Origin of the sequence: Paractinoplanes lichenicola, assembly GCF_016785085.1 — a bacterium.
GTDB lineage: Bacteria > Actinomycetota > Actinomycetes > Mycobacteriales > Micromonosporaceae > Actinoplanes > Actinoplanes lichenicola.
Genome location: NZ_JAENHO010000011.1, coordinates 251,689 through 267,722, shown reverse-complemented (window position 1 = coordinate 267,722; position 16,034 = coordinate 251,689). Strand labels below are relative to the sequence as shown.

The window sequence follows — 16,034 nt, the reverse complement described above, 5'->3', positions numbered from 1 at the left end:
GGTGGCCTGATGTCGGTCGGGGCGGGGTGGCTCCGGGGGTTCGCGTTGGTGGTCGCGGCTGTGGCGTGGCTCAAGCGTTGCCGGTGGTTTTGCGTTGGTAGTGGCGGCGGGCCTTGAGTTTGTTGCCGCAGGACGACATCGAGCACCAGCGGGCGCTGTTCGACTTGCTGCGGTCGAGCAGGAACAGGGCGCATTCGGCGTTCGCGCAGGGGCGTAGGCGGCCGGGGCGGGAGCGTTCCAGCTCGTCCCATGCCTCGATGGCTTCGATCAGCAGGGCGCGGGTGTTGGTCGCCGAGACGGTCCAGGTCAGGTGGCCGTTCTCGATCGCGGGGTGGGACACCACATCCTGCAGGAACGGGGTCAGGGCGGAGGCAGGCCGGGTGCCGCGGACCACGTCTTGCAGGGTGTCGCGGCCGGCCCGGAGCAGGGCCTGGTCGTCGGCCTCCAGGCGCAAAGTCTCGGTGCGCACTCCGTCGATCATCGGAGTGCTGTTGAGCAGCGTGAGCAGCAGCACGTCGTTCATCTAACCCCCAATCGCCGGTTGACAGGTTACACGATGGCGGGGCAGGCTCTAACTATCAAACGGGTCTATGGAGGTTAGAGCGATGGTGTTTCACCGGTACGCGGTCGTCGACGGCAAGCGGCTCTTCTATCGGGAGGCGGGCGACCCGGCCAAGTCGGCGATCGTGCTGCTGCACGGCTATCCGACCAGCTCGTTCATGTTTCGCGAGCTGATTCCGCGGCTGGCCGCCGACTTCCACGTGATCGCGCCCGACCACCTCGGGTTCGGGCTGTCCGACGCGCCGGGGACGGACGAGTTCTCGTACACGTTCGACGCGTTGGCCGACCTGACCGCCGGGCTGCTCGATCAGCTCGGGGTGCGGCGCTATGCGATCTACGTGCAGGACTACGGCGCACCGGTCGGCTGGCGGCTGGCCTTGCGGGACCCGTCGGCGATCACCGCGATCGTGTCGCAGAACGGCAACGCGTACGAGGAAGGCTTTGTCCCGGCCTTCTGGGAGAGCGTGTTCGAGTATCACCGCCATCGTGACGCCACCACCGAGGCGGCCGTGCGCGGGGCCCTCACCCTGGAGGCGATCCGCTGGCAATATCTGACCGGCGTGCCCGACGAGACGCTGGTCGACCCGACGACGTGGTGGCACGACTTCGCCCTGGTGTCGCGGCCGGGCAACGACGCCGTGCAGCTCGACCTGTTCTACGACTACGCCACCAACCGGCCGCTCTATCCCCGGTTGCACGAATACTTCCGCACCCACCGGCCGCCGCTGCTCGCCGTGTGGGGCGAGGGTGACGAGATCTTCGGCCCGGCCGGCGCCCGCGCGTTCGCCACCGACCTGCCCGACGCCGAGATTCACCTGTTGCCGGGCGGCCACTTCCTGCTGGAGAGTGCCGTTGACGAGGTGGCCGAGCTGATGAGGAAGTTCCTGCCGAAACAGTGACGAGGAGGCGGACGTGGCGGAATCGCGGGAGTGGACGTACCAGGGCCGGCAGGGTGACCTGGCTGCGCGAACGTGGTCGGGAACGGGCGAGCCGGTACGAGTCGTGCTGATCGCTCACGGGTACGGGGAGCATGTTGGACGGTACGAGCGGCTGGCCGACCGGCTGGTGGCCGACGGCGCGGTCGTGTACGCCGTCGACCATGTCGGGCACGGCCGCAGCGATGGTGAGCGGGTGCTGATCGGCGACTTCGAGGACGTGGTCGACGACTTCCGTACGTTGCACGAAACTGCGCGCCGCGAGCATCCGGGGCTGCCGGTCGTGCTGCTCGGTCACTCGATGGGTGGCCTGATCGCCGCCCGCTACGCCCAGCGCTACGGCAACACCCTGGCCGCGCTGGTGCTGTCGAGCCCGGTCGTCGGGCGGTGGGACGCGGTCGGGCAGCTGCTGGCGTTCGACGAGATCCCGGACGTGCCGCTCGACATCACGACGCTCTCGCGCGACCCGGCGGTGGGCGAGAAGTACGCGGCCGACCCGCTGGTCTGGCACGGCCCGTTCAAGCGCGCGACCCTGCAGGCCCTGGAACGGTCGATCGACGCCGTCGGGCAGGGTCCGGCGCTGCCGGAGGGCCTGCCGGTGATGTGGATCCACGGCGAGGCCGACGCGCTGGTTCCGATCGACGGCTCGCGGGCCGGTGTCGAGCACCTGCGCGGGCCGAGGTTCGTCGAGCGCACCTATCCCGAGGCGCGGCACGAGCTGTTCAACGAGCTGAACGCGGACGCTGTGACGAACGACGTAACCCGGTTCATCCGGGAGGCGGCCGGATAAGACTGGAGGTGACTTTTCTAGAGAGGATCCTCCCTTGGCCAGGACTTGGTTCATCACCGGCACCTCCCGTGGCTTCGGACGGGAATGGGCCGAGGCGGCGCTCGAGCGGGGCGACCGCGTCGCGGCGACGGCGCGGGACGTCTCCTCGCTCGACGCGCTCGTGGAGACGTACGGGGAAAGGGTCTTGCCGTTGCCTCTCGACGTGACCGATCGGGGGGCCGTCGTCGCCGCGCTGGCTCGGGCCTACGAGAACTTCGGGCGGCTCGACGTGATCGTCAACAACGCGGGCTACGGGCAGTTCGGCATGATCGAGGAGGTCAGCGAGGAGGAGGCCCGCCTGCAGATCGAGACGAACCTGTTCGGGGCGCTGTGGGTCACCCAGGCCGCCCTGCCCTACCTGCGGGAGAGCGGCGGCGGCAACATCATCCAGGTGTCGTCAATCGGCGGGATCTCCGCGTTCCCCAACATCGGCATCTACAACGCGTCGAAGTGGGCCCTCGAGGGCTTCAGCCAGTCCCTGGCCCAGGAGGTCGCGCTCTTCGGCGTGAAGGTGACGCTGGTCGAGCCGGGCGGGTTCAGCACCGACTGGGGTGGGGCGTCGGCCAAGCACGCGACGCGGCTGGGCGAGTACGACAAGGTGCGCGAGATCGCCGCCGAGGGGCGCCGCAAGCGGGTGTCGAACCCGGGTGACCCGCGGGCGACGCGGACGGCCATCCTCAAGATCGTGGACGCGGAGAACCCGCCGCTGCGTGTGTTCTTCGGCGAGGCGCCGCTGGGCATCGCGACCGCCGACTACGAGTCGCGGCTGGCGAGCTGGCGCGAGTGGCAGCCGCTGGCGATCGAGGCTCAGGGCTAGCGGTACTGCTCGGCGAACTCGCCGGTGGGTTCGGTGTTGACGACGACGTCGACCAGCACGCCGTCGGGGGCCTCGACGATGAAATGCCGCTGGCCGAAGTCCTCGCGCGCAAGGAATTGTTCCGGGCGGTCACCGCCCAGGTGCAGCAGCGCGTGGCTTCAAATGTGGCCTACGCCGCCTCAATGGAAGGAGACGACTGGCAGGGGCTGCTCGCGTGCTGTCGGGCGCGAGGAACGAGGCGGCGCTGCGCATCGCCGACGCCCCCGACGAGCTGGAGGCCGTCGTCGCGGACCTGAACAGTCTGCTGGACGGCCTCCGAGCGACGAGCTAGTCGACCTGGAACGTGCCGTGCAGGTCGGCCTGGGAGTTGCCGCCGACCCAGACGTCGAACGTGGACGCGTCGAGCACCCAGTCGCGGGCCTCGGCGTTCCAGTAGCGCCGCTGCTCGGGGCCGACCGTGAACTCGACGCGCCGGCTCGACCCGGCGGGCACGATCACCCGGTCAAAACCTTTGAGCTCCCGTACGGGCCTGGACGCGCTGCCGTGCCGCTGGTGCAGGTACAGCTGGACGACCTCGGCCGCCTCGCGATCCGACTCGTTGGACACCTCGACCGACACAGTCACAGACCCATCCCGTACGGGGGAATGCTCGGTGATCGTGAGGTCGTCGTAGCTGAACGTGGCGTAGCTGAGGCCGTGCCCGAACGGGAAGAGCGGGGTGCTGGCCTCGTCCCAGTAGCGGCGCGCCTGGTTCTCCGGCTCGTGCGACGTGGTGTGCGTGTACGTCAGCGGGATCTGACCCACGGTGCGCGGCCAGGTGAAGGGCAGCTTGCCGCCGGGGGAGACCGCGCCGAAGAGCAGGTCGGCCACGGCGTGACCGCCCTGGGTGCCCGGATACCAGATGTCGAGGATCGCCGGCACGTGCTCGGCGGCCCAGCGCAGGTCGAGCGGGCGGCCGTTCATGACGAGCGCGACGGTCGGGGTGCCGGTGGCCACGACCGCCTGCAACAGCTCGAGCTGGCGGCCGGGCAGCTCCAGCGACGACCGGGACGCGGCCTCGCCGATCATGTTCTGCCACTCGCCGATGACCACGACGGCGACGTCGGCCGCGGTGGCCACGCTGATCGCGCGCTCGAACTCGGCCTCGGCGTCGAAACCTTCGGGATCGGCGGGCCGGTTGCGGCCGAACATGTCGAACATGGACGGGAACGTGCGCTGGGTGACCGGAACGCCCTGCGCATAGTCGACCCGGATGCCGTCGCCGGCCGCGGAACGGATGCCGTCGAGCACGGTGACGGTCTCGTCGAGGTCGAAGTCGAACACCCACGGGCCGAGGATGTCGCGGCGGGAATCGGCCAGCGGGCCCACGACGGCGATCGAGGCCAGGGCGGCGGCGTCGAGCGGGAGCAGGCTGCCCTCGTTGCGCAGCAGCACGGCCGAGCGCTGGGCGGCCACCCGGGCGGCGTCGCGGTGGGCCGGGTCGGCCAGGATCTCGCGGGCGCGGTCCTCATCCACGTACGGGTTGTCGAACAGGCCCAGCTTCTGCTTGGCTTCGAGCACCTTGCGGGCGCGCTCGTCGAGCACCTTGTCGTCGACCGCGCCGGCGATCGTGCCGTACGCGGGTTCGCTGATCGCCATCTCCATGTCGACGCCGGCCTCGACCGCCCGCTTGCCCGCCTCGGCCAGGTCGCGCGCGTAGCCGTGGGTGACCAGGTTCTTCACGGCGTTGGCGTCGCTCACCACGAAGCCGTCGAAACCCCACGTCTCGCGCAGCACCTCGGTGAACAGCCAGTGGCTGCCCGAGGCGGGGATGCCGTTGAGATCCATGTACGCCGTCATGACGTTGCCGGCGCCGGCGTCGATCGCGGCCTGGAACGGCGGGAAGTAGACGTTCCACAACTCGTACTCGGAGATGTTGGCCTCGTCGTAGTCGCGCCCGCCGACCGCCGCGCCGTAACCCGCGAAATGCTTCGGGCCGGCGATGATGTGCTCCTGGAACCCGCGGACCTGGGCCGCGGCCACGGCGGCGCCGAGGAACGGATCCTCGCCGGCGCCCTCGACGATGCGGCCCCAGCGCGGGTCGCGGGCGATGTCGACCATCGGGGCGAACGTCCAGTGGATGCCGACGGCCCGCGCCTCCCGGCCCGCGACGGCCTGCCCCTTGGCGATGGTGTCGAGATCCCACGAGGCGGCCATGGCGATCGGCACCGGGAAGATCGTGCGCAGCCCGTGGATGACGTCGAAACCGAACAGCAGCGGTACGTCGTGGGGGTTGCCCTCGACGGCCTGGCGCTGGAGCCGGTTGGTCTCGGCCGGGTCGGTGACGAACAGCAGGGAGCCGGCTCCGCCGCGGGTCAGGGCCTCCTCGACGCCGCGCGGCTGGGCGTCGACGTCGACACCGAGCGCCGGGTCGGGCTGGGCGTCGGCGGGCAGCTTGAAATAGAAGTACTGCGTCAGCTGCGCGGCCTTCTCCTCGGCCGACATGCGCGCCAGCAGTTCCTCGACGTTCGCCATGGGCGCTCTTCTCCTCGGTCTCGCACCGGCCCGCGCTGGCCGGCCCGGCGAGGCGGGACATGCCGGCTTCGGCCGTTCTGCCCAGCATCGCCCGGCGGTCGGGATCGCGTCTGCCGTTCGGGGTGGCTTACACGTGTAAGCCCGGAGCCTACTCGCCCGGGCGCCGCCTGCCCAGGGCATGGCGGGGCTGGGGGAGATCCGCCGCCTGCCCCGGGCGTGGCTGGGGAGATGCGTCGTCGTCACGGGCCGTTGGCGGGCGGGCGTGACCCAGAGGCGTGTTGCTGGCCGGCGGTGGGGTGCGCGGCGGGCTGAGCATGCGGCGGCGGATGGCCGGCGGGGGCAGCGGCAGGGTGTGGCCTGCACGGCGTGGGCGGCGGTCGCGGGGTGAAGCGGCGGAGTGGCGACCAGGCGCAGCAGCGGATGCGGAAGCGACGGCGGGGTGGGCGACCGGGAACGGCGATGAATACGGAGCGGCGGCAGGGCGGCGCGGCGACCGCGTAGCGGGCGGGATCCGGCGGCAGCGGGTGGGGCGAGGGGCCGCGGCCGCAGAGCGGCGACCACGCACGGCGGTGGATCCGGATCGGCACGGCACATCGCGGGGTGAAGGCGGAGCGGCGGAGGGTTGGGCAGCACGGCACGGCACGGCGGTGGAGGCGGAGTGGCGCAAGGTTGTGCGGCACGGCACGGCGGTGGAGGCGGAGTGGCGGAAGGTTGTGCGGCACGGCGGTGGAGGCGGAGTGGCGGAAGGTTGTGCGGCACGGCGGTGGAGGCGGAGTGGCGGAAAGTTGGGCGGCACGGCACGGCACGGCGCGGCACGGCACGGCACGGCGCGGCACGGTGCGGCGCTGGAGGTGGAGCAGCGGCAGGGTGAATCGGCACGGCGCGGCTGGCAGGGGCGGGGCGACAGCAAAGTCGGCGGCGGAGGTGGGACGACCAGGCGCGGCGGTGGAAGTCGAGCGGTGGAGGTGGTGCGGGCAGGGGCTGGGCGGGCACCCGGGGACGGCGGCGCGGCGGCATGATCGGGGCATGCGATTGCGGATGGAGCTCTTTGTGGACGATCTCGATGTCAGCGCGGCCTTCTACGCCGATGTGCTGGAGTTCGAGGTGACTCGGCGGGAGGAGTTCTATGCGAGCCTGCGCCGCGGGGACGTGACGTTGGGGCTCGGCCGGGCCGACGGGCTCTCCGCGCATGACAAGACCGGGCCGGGGCGGGTCTGGCGCTCGCCGGACGCCGGCGGTGCCGCGGCCCTCGATCACCGCCGCGGTGCCGGCGTTGAGATCGTGCTCGAACTGGCCGGGCCGGAGGAGGTGGCCGCCCTGCACGACCGCTGCCGGGTGCGGCAACTGGCCATCGAGCCGTTGCGGGAGCAACCGTGGGGGCTGCGCGACTTTCGGCTCTTCGACCCCGACGGCTATTACTTGCGCATCACCCACGCCGCAGCCTGATCCGCTGCGCCGCCGTGTGGGTCGGGTGCGGAGCGCCGAAAGGCACCGAGCAGTCGACACTAGTTCGAGGCGGCCGCGGTGGCGGCGGACCGTGTTACTGCAGCAGCGGGCGCAGCGTCGTGTAGGCCCAGGCCTCCAGCGTGGACGGGGTCGTGCTGACGAAGTCGCGTTTCTGTTCGGGCGTGAAGTCGTCGCGGGTGCCGGCCGTCATGCCCACGACCCCGGCCGCGGCGGGCGCGGTCAGGCCTGCTTCGAGCAGGGCTGATCGCAAGGCGTCGTCGGTGATCTGCTGGGCTTGCAGAGGGCGGCCGGTCGCGGCGGACAGGATCGAGGCCACCGACGACCACGACAGGTCGGCCGGGCCGTGCACCGCCTGGATGTCGGAGCCGGACCAGCCGGCCAGCAGGCGGGCAGTGGACACCTCGCCGATGTCGCGCGGGTCGACCCAGGTCAGCGGCTGGTCGAGGGGCATCGTGGTGGTCAGCACGCCGGCCCGCAGGGCGTCGAGCATGCCGAGCAGGTTGGTGAAGAAGTAGCCGCAGCGCAGCGTGAGCACGTCGGCGCCCGTGCCGCGCAGCTGCTCCTCGTTGCGGGCCAGGCCGTCGATCAGACCGGCGCCGTGCTTGCGTTCGGCGCCCACGCTGCTGATCTGCAGCACCCGGGCGACCCCGGCGGCCCGTACGGCGGAGGCGGCGTGCGCGCCCATCGTGACCATGTCGGCCAGCGGGTCGGGCGCGGTGAACGACTCGGGGCTGGCCCAGAACAGCGCGTCGGCCCCCTGCAGCGCCCCGGCCACGAAGGCGGCGTCGAGCAGGTCGCCCTGGGCCACCTCGACGAGCGGGCGCAGGCCGGGCGGCAGCTTGTCAGGATCGCGCACGAGCACGCGTGGTCGCACGCCGGCCTGGACGAGCAGACGGACGACCTGGGAGCCGACATTTCCGGTGGGTGTGGTCACGGCAATCGTCATGCCACCCATGCAACACCGGGGGTACGACAGTTTCAGACGCGGGATCGCACCGAGGCCACCGAGTCGCGAACCTTTCCCGCGTTGTCGCTCAGCCACGCGTTCAGGGCGACGGCCACCCCGCCGCACAGAACCAGCAGCACGACGACTGTGATGATGAGCCATCGCCAGTCGCCGCGGCGGGTTCCGGGTTCGGCATCCGAGTCCTGATAAGGAACCAGCGGATCCTCATCAGGATCGGTCACCCCAGGAGTTTAGTCGTCACCGGGAGCGGGGCAGGCAGCACTTCTTGTATTTGTTGCCCGAGCCGCACCAGCAGGCCCCGTTGCGCTCCGGCGGCCAGGGGATCTGCCCCTCGCGCCCGGCCAGCTGCTGGGCGTAGCCGGAGCGCACCTTGGCGTCGGCCACGTCGCCGTCGGCGCCGGCAAAACCGGTCAGGCCGACCACCGTGCCGGGCAGCACGGTCAGCCCCGTGCGGCCCGCGTTGGTCAGGCGCACCAGCTCGCGCTCGAGGATCGCGCGGTGCTCGTCCCAGTTCTCGCCGAAGACCGGGGACAGCGCCGGGAACTGCTCGGCCAGCTTGCCGAACTCGGCCTCCCGGAAGAACAGCAGGTCGACCTGCTGAGAGACACCCGCGCCGGCGTTGGCCAGCCGGGTCTCGAGCCGCTCGGCCAGGTTGTCGTGCGTGTCGTGCTGCAGGCCCAGCGCGTGGCGCAGGCGGTGGCGCTGCTGGAGCAGGAAGAACAGCACCCCGGCGTCCTCGGCCGACGACGGCTCGGTCGTGCTGCCGGAGGCGGCCAGCCCCTCCTGCACGGCCTCGGTCAGCCACTTCTCGGCCAGCCGGTGCTCCTGACCCGCACCCAGGGCCGCGGTGACGAAGGCGGCCGCGTCGGGATAGCGGGTGAGCAGCGGGCGCAGCGGCTCGAGCGCGGCCATCGCCTCGTCGGCCCGGCCCAGCCGGAACAGGATGCGCGCGCGCAGGGCCCGCGCCGCGCCGGCCTGGCTGTCGTCCCTTTCCCCGTACGCCTCGACGGCGCGCTCGACGTAGCGCAGCGCGGCGTCGAGCTTGGTGCGGCTCTCCGCGATCTCGGCGGCCAGCGCCAGGGCATAGCCCGCGTCGTCCTTGTCCGCGAGTCGCCCCGCCTCGGCCGCGTCGGCCAGGTCGGCGGCGATGCCGAGCGGGTCGGCCGCGCCCAGGGCGGACTGCCGGATCTCACTGAGGTCTGAGCTGGTCAGCTCGGTTTTGAAAGCCACGCCGTCACCGTACTGCGCGGCGGGTGTCATCGGCCATTGATCGACGGTCCGGCATGGCGTAGATCTCGGCCGGGCGCAACCGGCGCGCGGCGAACCAGATCAGCCACAGGGCGCCCGCGGTGAAGACGGCGTTGCCGATCAGGTCGATCGACGCCGCGGCGGCGCCCGTCGGGGTCTCGGTGAACGAGTGCCAGGCGTACGTGAGCAGGGCGCCCGCGCCGACGGCGAGCCGGTGCCGGTCGGTCCATCCGGCGCGCGCCGACCAGCGGGCGAGCACCGTCAGGAAGACGACGGGGACGGCGATCCACACGGCCACGACCAGCCACGTCGGCAGGTCGATCAGGGTGAGGCCCTGGAAGAGCGCGCCCGCGACGAGGGTGGCGGCCAGGACCGTACGGGCTCGGGGTGCTCGGCCGGGGTTGACCTTGAACCTGACGGGGATCAGCAGGCCGGCCGCGACGAGCAGCGCCAGGACGACCCCGGTGCCGATGAACTGGCCCGCCGTGGCGGTGTAGGGCCACAGTGACATGTTGATCGCGGTGGTGATGGCGATGCCCGCCGCGAACAGCACCCCGGTCACGATCAGCCCGGTGCGGCCCAGCCACGGGGTCGTGCGCCGGTCACGGGCGATCGTCTCCATGATCAGGATCGGTGCGCTGATGCTCCAGAAGACGTGCAGCCCGATCACGTACAGGGTCCACGGGATCGACATGCCCAGCGCCGGCACGAAACCGTGGACCAGCAGGTGCTGATCGGCGTAGCTCGGGTTGAAGAGCGACTGGGTGGTCAACCCCTCTTCCAGTACGCCGTACGCCACCGCCAGCACGAGGATGCTGGGCCGGCCCAGCCCGCGGCGGCGCACCAGTTCGCGGATGAGCAGTGCGCCCCCGCCGTACATGGGGGCCAGCGCGACCACCGCGGGCAGGAACGTGATGGGCAGATTGCCGAGCAGGAACTCGGCCACGAGCGGCGCAAGGAAGAACAGCCCGAGCGCGGGGGCGATCCGACGGGTCATGCCCTCAGTGGACGCCCCGCGAGCGCCGCCCGAGCAGGCCGAACGACCGGGATCGGCCGTGACAAATGTCAGCCCATGCTCTGGCCGTAGACGTGGTCGACCTTGAGCACCAGCAGGACGCGCCGGTCGGTGACCATGACCTGGCGGTATTCGGCCCAGTCGGGGTGTTCGCCGGCGGCGCGGCGGTAGTAGTCGACCAGGGCGTCGACCTCGGGGCCCTGCGGGTCGTCGCCCGGGCCGATGAGCTCGACCGTGCCCTCGGCGGTGGCCCAGGAGCGGCCGTCGGCGCTGGTCACCTCGAGGGCGGCGCGCGGGTCACGGCGTACGTTGGCCGTCTTGGCCCGGCCGTCGGTGACCGATATGTAGAGGCGTTCGGCGTCGCGGTCGTAGAAGGGGGTGACGGGGGAGAGCTGGGGCAGGCCGCCCGACTTGAGCGTGGCCAGCACCCCGAGGCGGCTTTCGGCGAGCAGGGCCCGCGGATCGAAGTCAGTCACCCGATCATTCTGCCCCCGGATCGGCGGCTCAGCACGGCCCGCCAGTGCGCCCGCCGCTCGGCCTCTCCGGTGAGCACGCAGTCGCCGCAGGTGCCGCCGCCGGGGATGCGGTAATACAGGCAGCAGTTGTGCCGTTCGAGGAACCAGCGGGCGTGCCGGGGGTCGGGGTGGTGCAGGGTGGCCATGCCTCGCAGGGGCGGCACGGCGAGCAGGTCGGTCACCAGGGCGGCGCTGCGTGCGGCGGCGGCCGGGTCGCCCGCGTCGGCGATCATGCCGGCCGCCCCGCCCAGGGCCGAGGCCACGTTGCCCCACAGCACCTGGGGCGACAGCTTGTATTGCCGTTCGAAGACCGTCAGCAGCGGCGTGATCAGGCCCGCGATCGCGACCTGGTGCAGCGACTCGGCTGAGTCCGGCAGATCCCCGTACGCGAGGGGCAGGGGACCGCTCTCCACGGGCCGCCACCACAGGCGCGCGGGATCGGCCGCCGGCACCACCCCGGTCAGCGTGGCCGTCGCCAGCACCGGGGACACGAGCCGGGCGGCCAGGCCGAGGAAGACCGTCGAGGCGACCACGCGTTCGCCGATGGCGCCGGGGCCCAGCCCGGACATGCGCATGAGCGCCCGCTGCCCGGTCGTGACCCGGTCGGCCACGACGGCCGGCTCGAACAGGTCGGTCAGCGGGCGCCAGCCGGGCCCGTCGTCGCGAGGCTGCCACGTGAAGTAAGGGCCGAGCGCTGGCACGCGACCCACTCTATAGATTGAGGTCATGTCGGATCGCCGGGAACTTGCCGCCGAGATGGCCGGGGCCGCGCAGGCCTGGCTGGGGCTGCTGAGCGCGGAGCAGCACGAGACCGCCGCCGGGGCGAGGCCGGCCGCCGGCGCGAGCGACGACGAGCGGCGGCGCTGGTTCTACACGCCCACCGATCACGGCGGCCTGACCTTCCACCAGCAGCGCCCGGCGCAGCAGCAGGCGGCCATGCGGCTCGTGGCGACCGGCCTGTCCCGGGCCGGCTACGTCACGGTCGCGACGATCATCGGGCTCGAGAACGTCCTCGACCACGCCGACGGGTTCGTGACCACGTTCGATCGCGAACGCGGCCGCGACCCGGGCCTCTACTACCTGCGCGTCTTCGGCGAGCCGGGCCGGGGCACGTGGGGGTGGCGGTTCGGCGGGCATCACGTGTCGCTGAACAACCTGGTCGCCGACGGCGAGGTGGTCGCGACCACGCCGTGTTTCCTGGGCGCCGATCCGGCCTCGTCCGAGCTGCTGGGCGGGGCGGTCAACCGGCCGCTGGCCCGCGTCGAGGACCTGGCCCGCGAGCTGGTCGGCTCGCTCACCGAGGAGCAGCGGCGCCGCGCGATCCTGTCCGCCAAGGCGCCGGCCGACCTGGTGACCGGCAACCGCACCACGATCGGCGAGGGCGACCGGATCATCTCGCTGGCCGGGATCTGGCGCGGGCCCTTCGCCGACCCCGAGCAGCAGGACAAGCTGCAGGAGCTGAGCGACCGGATCGACGAGGCGGCCGGGTTCGCGGACGCCGATCATGAGGCGCTCGAATACACCGTACGGGCGAAGGGGGTGGCCGGTGCCGACCTGTCGGCCGCCCAGCGTGACCTGCTGCGGGCGCTGCTGGCCACGTATTTCGACCGGGTTCCCGCGGCGGTCTCACCCCTTCCCGCGTACGAGGGCAGTTCGCTCGACGCCGTGCACTTCGCGTGGGCCGGCGCGACCGAGCCGGGCGAGCCGCACTACTACCGGGTGCAGGGCCCGCGCCTGCTGCTGGAATGGGACAACACCCAGCGCGCGGCCAACCACGCCCACTCCGTCTGGCGCGACCCCGCGAACGACTTCGGCCTCGACGTCCTGAGTGCCCACCGCCACGAGCACGAGCATTAACGACCGCACGCACGCGAGTAAGGCGACCTGGGCGCGGGAAGTGTAAGACTGTCGGGGAAGCCGGTGTGACCGAGGTGTGATCGTGAGCGACCACCAGTCGTCGCCGGACGTGACCGGGGTCGCTGTGGTGGTCCTGGTGGCGTCCTCCGGCGGTGTGTACGCGTTGGGGGCTGTGCTCAGGCAGCTGCCCAAGGATCTTGCCGCGCCCGTCGTGGTGCAGCAGCACCTGGGCACGCACGGCAGCCAGTTCGTCAACGTGCTGCAACGGCAGACCGGGCTGCCCGTGGCCTGGGCGCTGGACGGCGAGCTGCTCAAGCCGGGCCAGGTCGTCGTCACCCCGCCCCGGCGCCGGCTCGAGATCCTGCCCGACGGCAGCACCGCGGTCGGGGCGGCGCTGCTGGACATCCGCGAGCGGCCGCACGACCTGCTGCTGACCTCGCTCGCCGACTCGTACGGGCCGCGGGCCCTGGCCGTGGTGCTGACCGGCATGGGTGTCGACGGGGCGGGCGGGGTGCGGGCCATGAAGGCGGCCGGCGGCCTGGTCATCGCGCAGAGCGAGGAGTCCGCCGAGCAGCCGAGCATGCCCCGGGCGGCGATCGAGGCCGGCGCCGACCTGGTGCTGCCGCTCGAGCAGATCCCCGCGGTGATCGGCGACGTGGTCAACGGCGCCCCGCTGCCGCCCGCGAACGAGGAACTGGCCGCGATCCGGGCCACGTTCGGCGACCAGGGGCAGGTCGCGCGGCTGGCCGGCGAGATCGACTGGAGCCGGACGCCGGTCGGGCGGGTCTGCGACTGGTCCCCGGTGCTGCGCACGGCCGTCCGGCTGGCGCAGGACTCGCCCGATCCGACGGCGGTCATGTGGGGCGAGGACTACTTCCTGATGTTCAACGAGGCCGCGGTCGCCCCCCTCAACGGGCGGTACGCGGCCGCGTTCGCGCGCCCGCAACGGGAGGGGTTCCCCGAGCTGTGGGAGCGGATCAGCCCCCTGTACGCCGAGACGATGCGCGGCGGGCGGCCCCGGATGGAGGCGGCCCACCTGCCGTTCGAGCGCGCCGGGCGGATGCAGGACGCGTGGTTCGACGTCTCGCTGACCCCGATCCGCACCACCGACGGCGAGGTCGCGGGCATCTATCAGTCCTTCTTCGACCGCACGCAGGAGGTGCTGGCCGGCCGGCGCATGCACGTGCTGAACCGGCTCGCCGCCATCCCGGTCGCCGTCGATCGGCGGGCCGCCGCCGAGGCCGCGCTGGCCGTGCTCGGCGACTCGGCCGACGTGCTGTTCTCGATGGCGTACCTGGTCGGCGTCACGGGCCTGCGGGCCGGCCTGGTCGGCGCGACGGGCGTCGCCGCGGGCGGCCCTCTCGCCGTACGGGATGCGCGGTTGACTCCGCACGGCGTGTGGCCGCTGCGCGAGGTCGCGGACGGCGCGCGGGTGCTGCTGGAGGATCTGGGCACGCGGTTCCGGGGGCATCTTCTGGGCGCCGAGGAGCTGGCGCCCGAGGCGGCGCTGCTGCATCCGCTGCGGGACATGGGCGAGGACAAGGTGGTCGGGATCCTGATCCTCGGCGCGAACCCGCAGCTGCCGCTGGACGACCGGTATCGCGAGTTCCTGGCGCTGGTCGCCGAGACGGTCACCGCGAAGGTCGCCGAGTCGGACGCCCGGCGCCGGGAGCGGGAACGGCTGGACCGGCTGGCCGAGCTCGACCGGGCCAAGACCGAGTTCTTCTCGAACATCAGCCACGAGTTCCGCACCCCGCTGACGCTGATGCTGGCCCCGCTGGAGCAGGTGCTGCAGCAGGCGAGCGAGCTGCCGCCCGGGGTGGCGGCCGAGCTCGAGATCGCCGAGCGCAACACCCGGCGCCTGCTGCGGCTGGTCGGCACGCTGCTCGACTTCTCGCAGCTCGGGGCGGGCCGGATGCGGGCCCGGTTCGCGCCGGCCGACCTGGCCGCGCTGACCGTCGAGATCGTGTCGATGTTCCGCAGCGCCGCCGACGCGGCCGGGCTGCGGCTGACCGTCGACGCCCCGACGTTGCCGCGGCCGGTCTGGGTCGACGCCGAGATGTGGGAGAAGATCGTCTCCAATCTGGTGTCCAACGCGCTCAAGTTCACCTGGGCCGGCGGCGTCGACGTGACCCTGCGCGCGCTGACCGGCCACGCCGAGCTGACCGTGCGGGACACCGGCGTCGGCATCCCGGCCGGCCAGCTGCCGCACATCTTCACCCGGTTCCACCGGGTCTCCCGCACGCGGGGCCGCACGCACGAGGGCGCCGGGATCGGCCTGGCCCTGGTCGACGAGCTCGTCCGCCGGCACCACGGCCGGGTCCGCGCCGTCAGCCAGGTCGACCACGGGTCGGCGTTCACGGTGTGGCTGCCGCTGAGCCGCCGCCCGGCCCAGGACGGCGAGCAGGCGCCCCCGCCGATCGGGCCGGTCGCCTCGGCCATGGCGGCCGAGGCCGTCCGGTGGGACGCCGCCCGCGAGCAGTCGCAGCGCGACCTGCGCCTCGACAGCGACCCGCAGCTGCCGCCGCTGCCCGGCCGCCGGCTGACCGGCGGGCAGGTGCTGGTGGTCGACGACAACGCCGACATGCGCGAATACCTGGCCCGGCTGCTCGGCGGCACGTGGCAGGTCACCGGGGCCGCGGACGGCGTGCACGCCCTCGAGATCCTGCGCGACTGGACGCCCGACCTCGTGCTGGCCGACGTGATGATGCCGCGCCTGGACGGCTTCGAGCTGCTGCGCCGGGTGCGCGACGACGCCCGGCTGGCGACCCTGCCGGTCGTCCTGCTGACCGCCCGGGCCGGCGAGGAGGCGGCGATCGAGGGGCTGCTGGCCGGGGCCGACGACTACGTGGTCAAGCCGTTCTCGGCCCGCGAGCTGGTGGCCCGGGTCGCCGCGCAGATCGAGCTGGCCCGCCAGCGCCGCCGCACCGAAGCCCGGTGGAAGGCGATCGTCGACGCCGGCTTCGACGTGGTCTATCGGATGAGCCCCGACTGGTCGCAGATGCGCACGCTGACCGGGCGCGGCTTCCTCGACGACACGGCCGAGCCCACCGACTCGTGGCTCGACCACTACATCGACCCGCCGGACCAGCCGCGCGTGCTGGCGGCGATCGACGAGGCGGTCCGCACCCGCACGATCTTCCAGCTCGAGCACCGGGTGCGGCGGCCCGACGGCTCGATCGGCCTGACCCTGTCGCGCGCGGTGCCGCTGCTCGACGAGAACGGCGAGATCGAGGAGTGGGTCGGCACGGCCACCAACCTCAGCGGTGTCCCCCCGGAACCGGACGCCTGATCCTTCAGTGGGTGGCG

The 16,034-nt window shown here is 72.3% G+C and carries 14 protein-coding genes; 6 read left to right on the top strand and 8 right to left on the bottom strand.

Features of this window, described 5'->3' with window-relative positions; translation table 11 throughout:
- Nucleotides 1-70 precede the first annotated feature (70 nt).
- Nucleotides 71-523, bottom strand: a complete 453-nt coding sequence (locus JKJ07_RS34985) for a CGNR zinc finger domain-containing protein (RefSeq protein ID WP_202996231.1) — start codon at nt 521-523, stop codon at nt 71-73.
- An 82-nt stretch (nt 524-605) separates the two neighbouring features.
- Here JKJ07_RS34985 and JKJ07_RS34980 point away from each other — a divergent pair, with 82 nt between their 5' ends.
- Genes JKJ07_RS34980 through JKJ07_RS34970 form a run of 3 tightly spaced genes read left to right on the top strand, consistent with a single transcriptional unit; the run spans nt 606 to nt 3,142 of the window.
- Complete coding sequence (locus JKJ07_RS34980) at nt 606-1,460, top strand: alpha/beta fold hydrolase (RefSeq protein ID WP_202996230.1); 855 nt, start codon at nt 606-608, stop codon at nt 1,458-1,460.
- Nucleotides 1,461-1,473: 13 nt separating this feature from the next.
- A complete protein-coding gene (locus JKJ07_RS34975) occupies nt 1,474-2,286 on the top strand; it encodes an alpha/beta hydrolase (RefSeq protein WP_202996229.1) in 813 nt (270 codons plus the stop codon).
- Nucleotides 2,287-2,320: 34 nt separating this feature from the next.
- On the top strand, nt 2,321-3,142 hold the full coding sequence (locus tag JKJ07_RS34970; RefSeq protein WP_202996228.1) for an SDR family oxidoreductase: 822 nt from the start codon (nt 2,321-2,323) through the stop codon (nt 3,140-3,142).
- Nucleotides 3,143-3,469: 327 nt separating this feature from the next.
- Here the strand turns inward: JKJ07_RS34970 and JKJ07_RS34965 are convergent, their stop codons facing one another.
- The gene (locus tag JKJ07_RS34965) at nt 3,470-5,656 is read right to left on the bottom strand and encodes a glycoside hydrolase family 3 N-terminal domain-containing protein (protein ID WP_202996227.1); all 2,187 of its coding nucleotides are present in this window, start codon (nt 5,654-5,656) and stop codon (nt 3,470-3,472) included.
- 1,026 nt (nt 5,657-6,682) lie between these two features.
- On the opposite strand from JKJ07_RS34965, the gene JKJ07_RS34960 reads away from it, so the two are divergent.
- Nucleotides 6,683-7,102 carry a VOC family protein gene (locus JKJ07_RS34960; RefSeq protein ID WP_202996226.1) on the top strand — a complete coding sequence of 140 codons (420 nt, stop codon included), beginning with the start codon at nt 6,683-6,685 and terminating at the stop codon, nt 7,100-7,102.
- 94 nt (nt 7,103-7,196) lie between these two features.
- On the opposite strand, the gene JKJ07_RS34955 is transcribed toward JKJ07_RS34960, so the two are convergent.
- The 6 genes from JKJ07_RS34955 to JKJ07_RS51960 form a co-directional block, all read right to left on the bottom strand.
- Nucleotides 7,197-8,069 (bottom strand): NmrA family NAD(P)-binding protein, encoded by an 873-nt coding sequence (locus tag JKJ07_RS34955; RefSeq protein WP_202996225.1) that lies wholly within the window; start codon nt 8,067-8,069, stop codon nt 7,197-7,199.
- 32 nt (nt 8,070-8,101) lie between these two features.
- A complete protein-coding gene (locus tag JKJ07_RS34950; protein ID WP_202996224.1) occupies nt 8,102-8,311 on the bottom strand; it encodes a hypothetical protein in 210 nt (69 codons plus the stop codon).
- A gap of 16 nt (nt 8,312-8,327) precedes the next feature.
- The gene (locus JKJ07_RS34945; RefSeq protein ID WP_307834560.1) at nt 8,328-9,320 is read right to left on the bottom strand and encodes an SEC-C metal-binding domain-containing protein; all 993 of its coding nucleotides are present in this window, start codon (nt 9,318-9,320) and stop codon (nt 8,328-8,330) included.
- A 4-nt stretch (nt 9,321-9,324) separates the two neighbouring features.
- Complete coding sequence (locus JKJ07_RS34940; protein ID WP_202996222.1) at nt 9,325-10,335, bottom strand: hypothetical protein; 1,011 nt, start codon at nt 10,333-10,335, stop codon at nt 9,325-9,327.
- Between the two features lie 68 nt (nt 10,336-10,403).
- The gene (locus tag JKJ07_RS34935; RefSeq protein WP_202996221.1) at nt 10,404-10,829 is read right to left on the bottom strand and encodes a PPOX class F420-dependent oxidoreductase; all 426 of its coding nucleotides are present in this window, start codon (nt 10,827-10,829) and stop codon (nt 10,404-10,406) included.
- Nucleotides 10,826-11,569 carry a (2Fe-2S)-binding protein gene (locus JKJ07_RS51960; protein WP_307834559.1) on the bottom strand — a complete coding sequence of 248 codons (744 nt, stop codon included), beginning with the start codon at nt 11,567-11,569 and terminating at the stop codon, nt 10,826-10,828. The genes JKJ07_RS34935 and JKJ07_RS51960 overlap by 4 nt, the downstream gene beginning before the upstream one ends.
- Before the next feature lie 25 nt (nt 11,570-11,594).
- On the opposite strand from JKJ07_RS51960, the gene JKJ07_RS34925 reads away from it, so the two are divergent.
- Nucleotides 11,595-12,725: a DUF3500 domain-containing protein gene (locus tag JKJ07_RS34925; protein WP_202996219.1), complete on the top strand. Its 1,131-nt coding sequence runs from the start codon at nt 11,595-11,597 to the stop codon at nt 12,723-12,725.
- 82 nt (nt 12,726-12,807) lie between these two features.
- Nucleotides 12,808-16,017, top strand: coding sequence for a chemotaxis protein CheB (locus JKJ07_RS34920; protein WP_202996218.1), 3,210 nt, complete (start codon nt 12,808-12,810; stop codon nt 16,015-16,017).
- Nucleotides 16,018-16,034 lie beyond the last annotated feature (17 nt).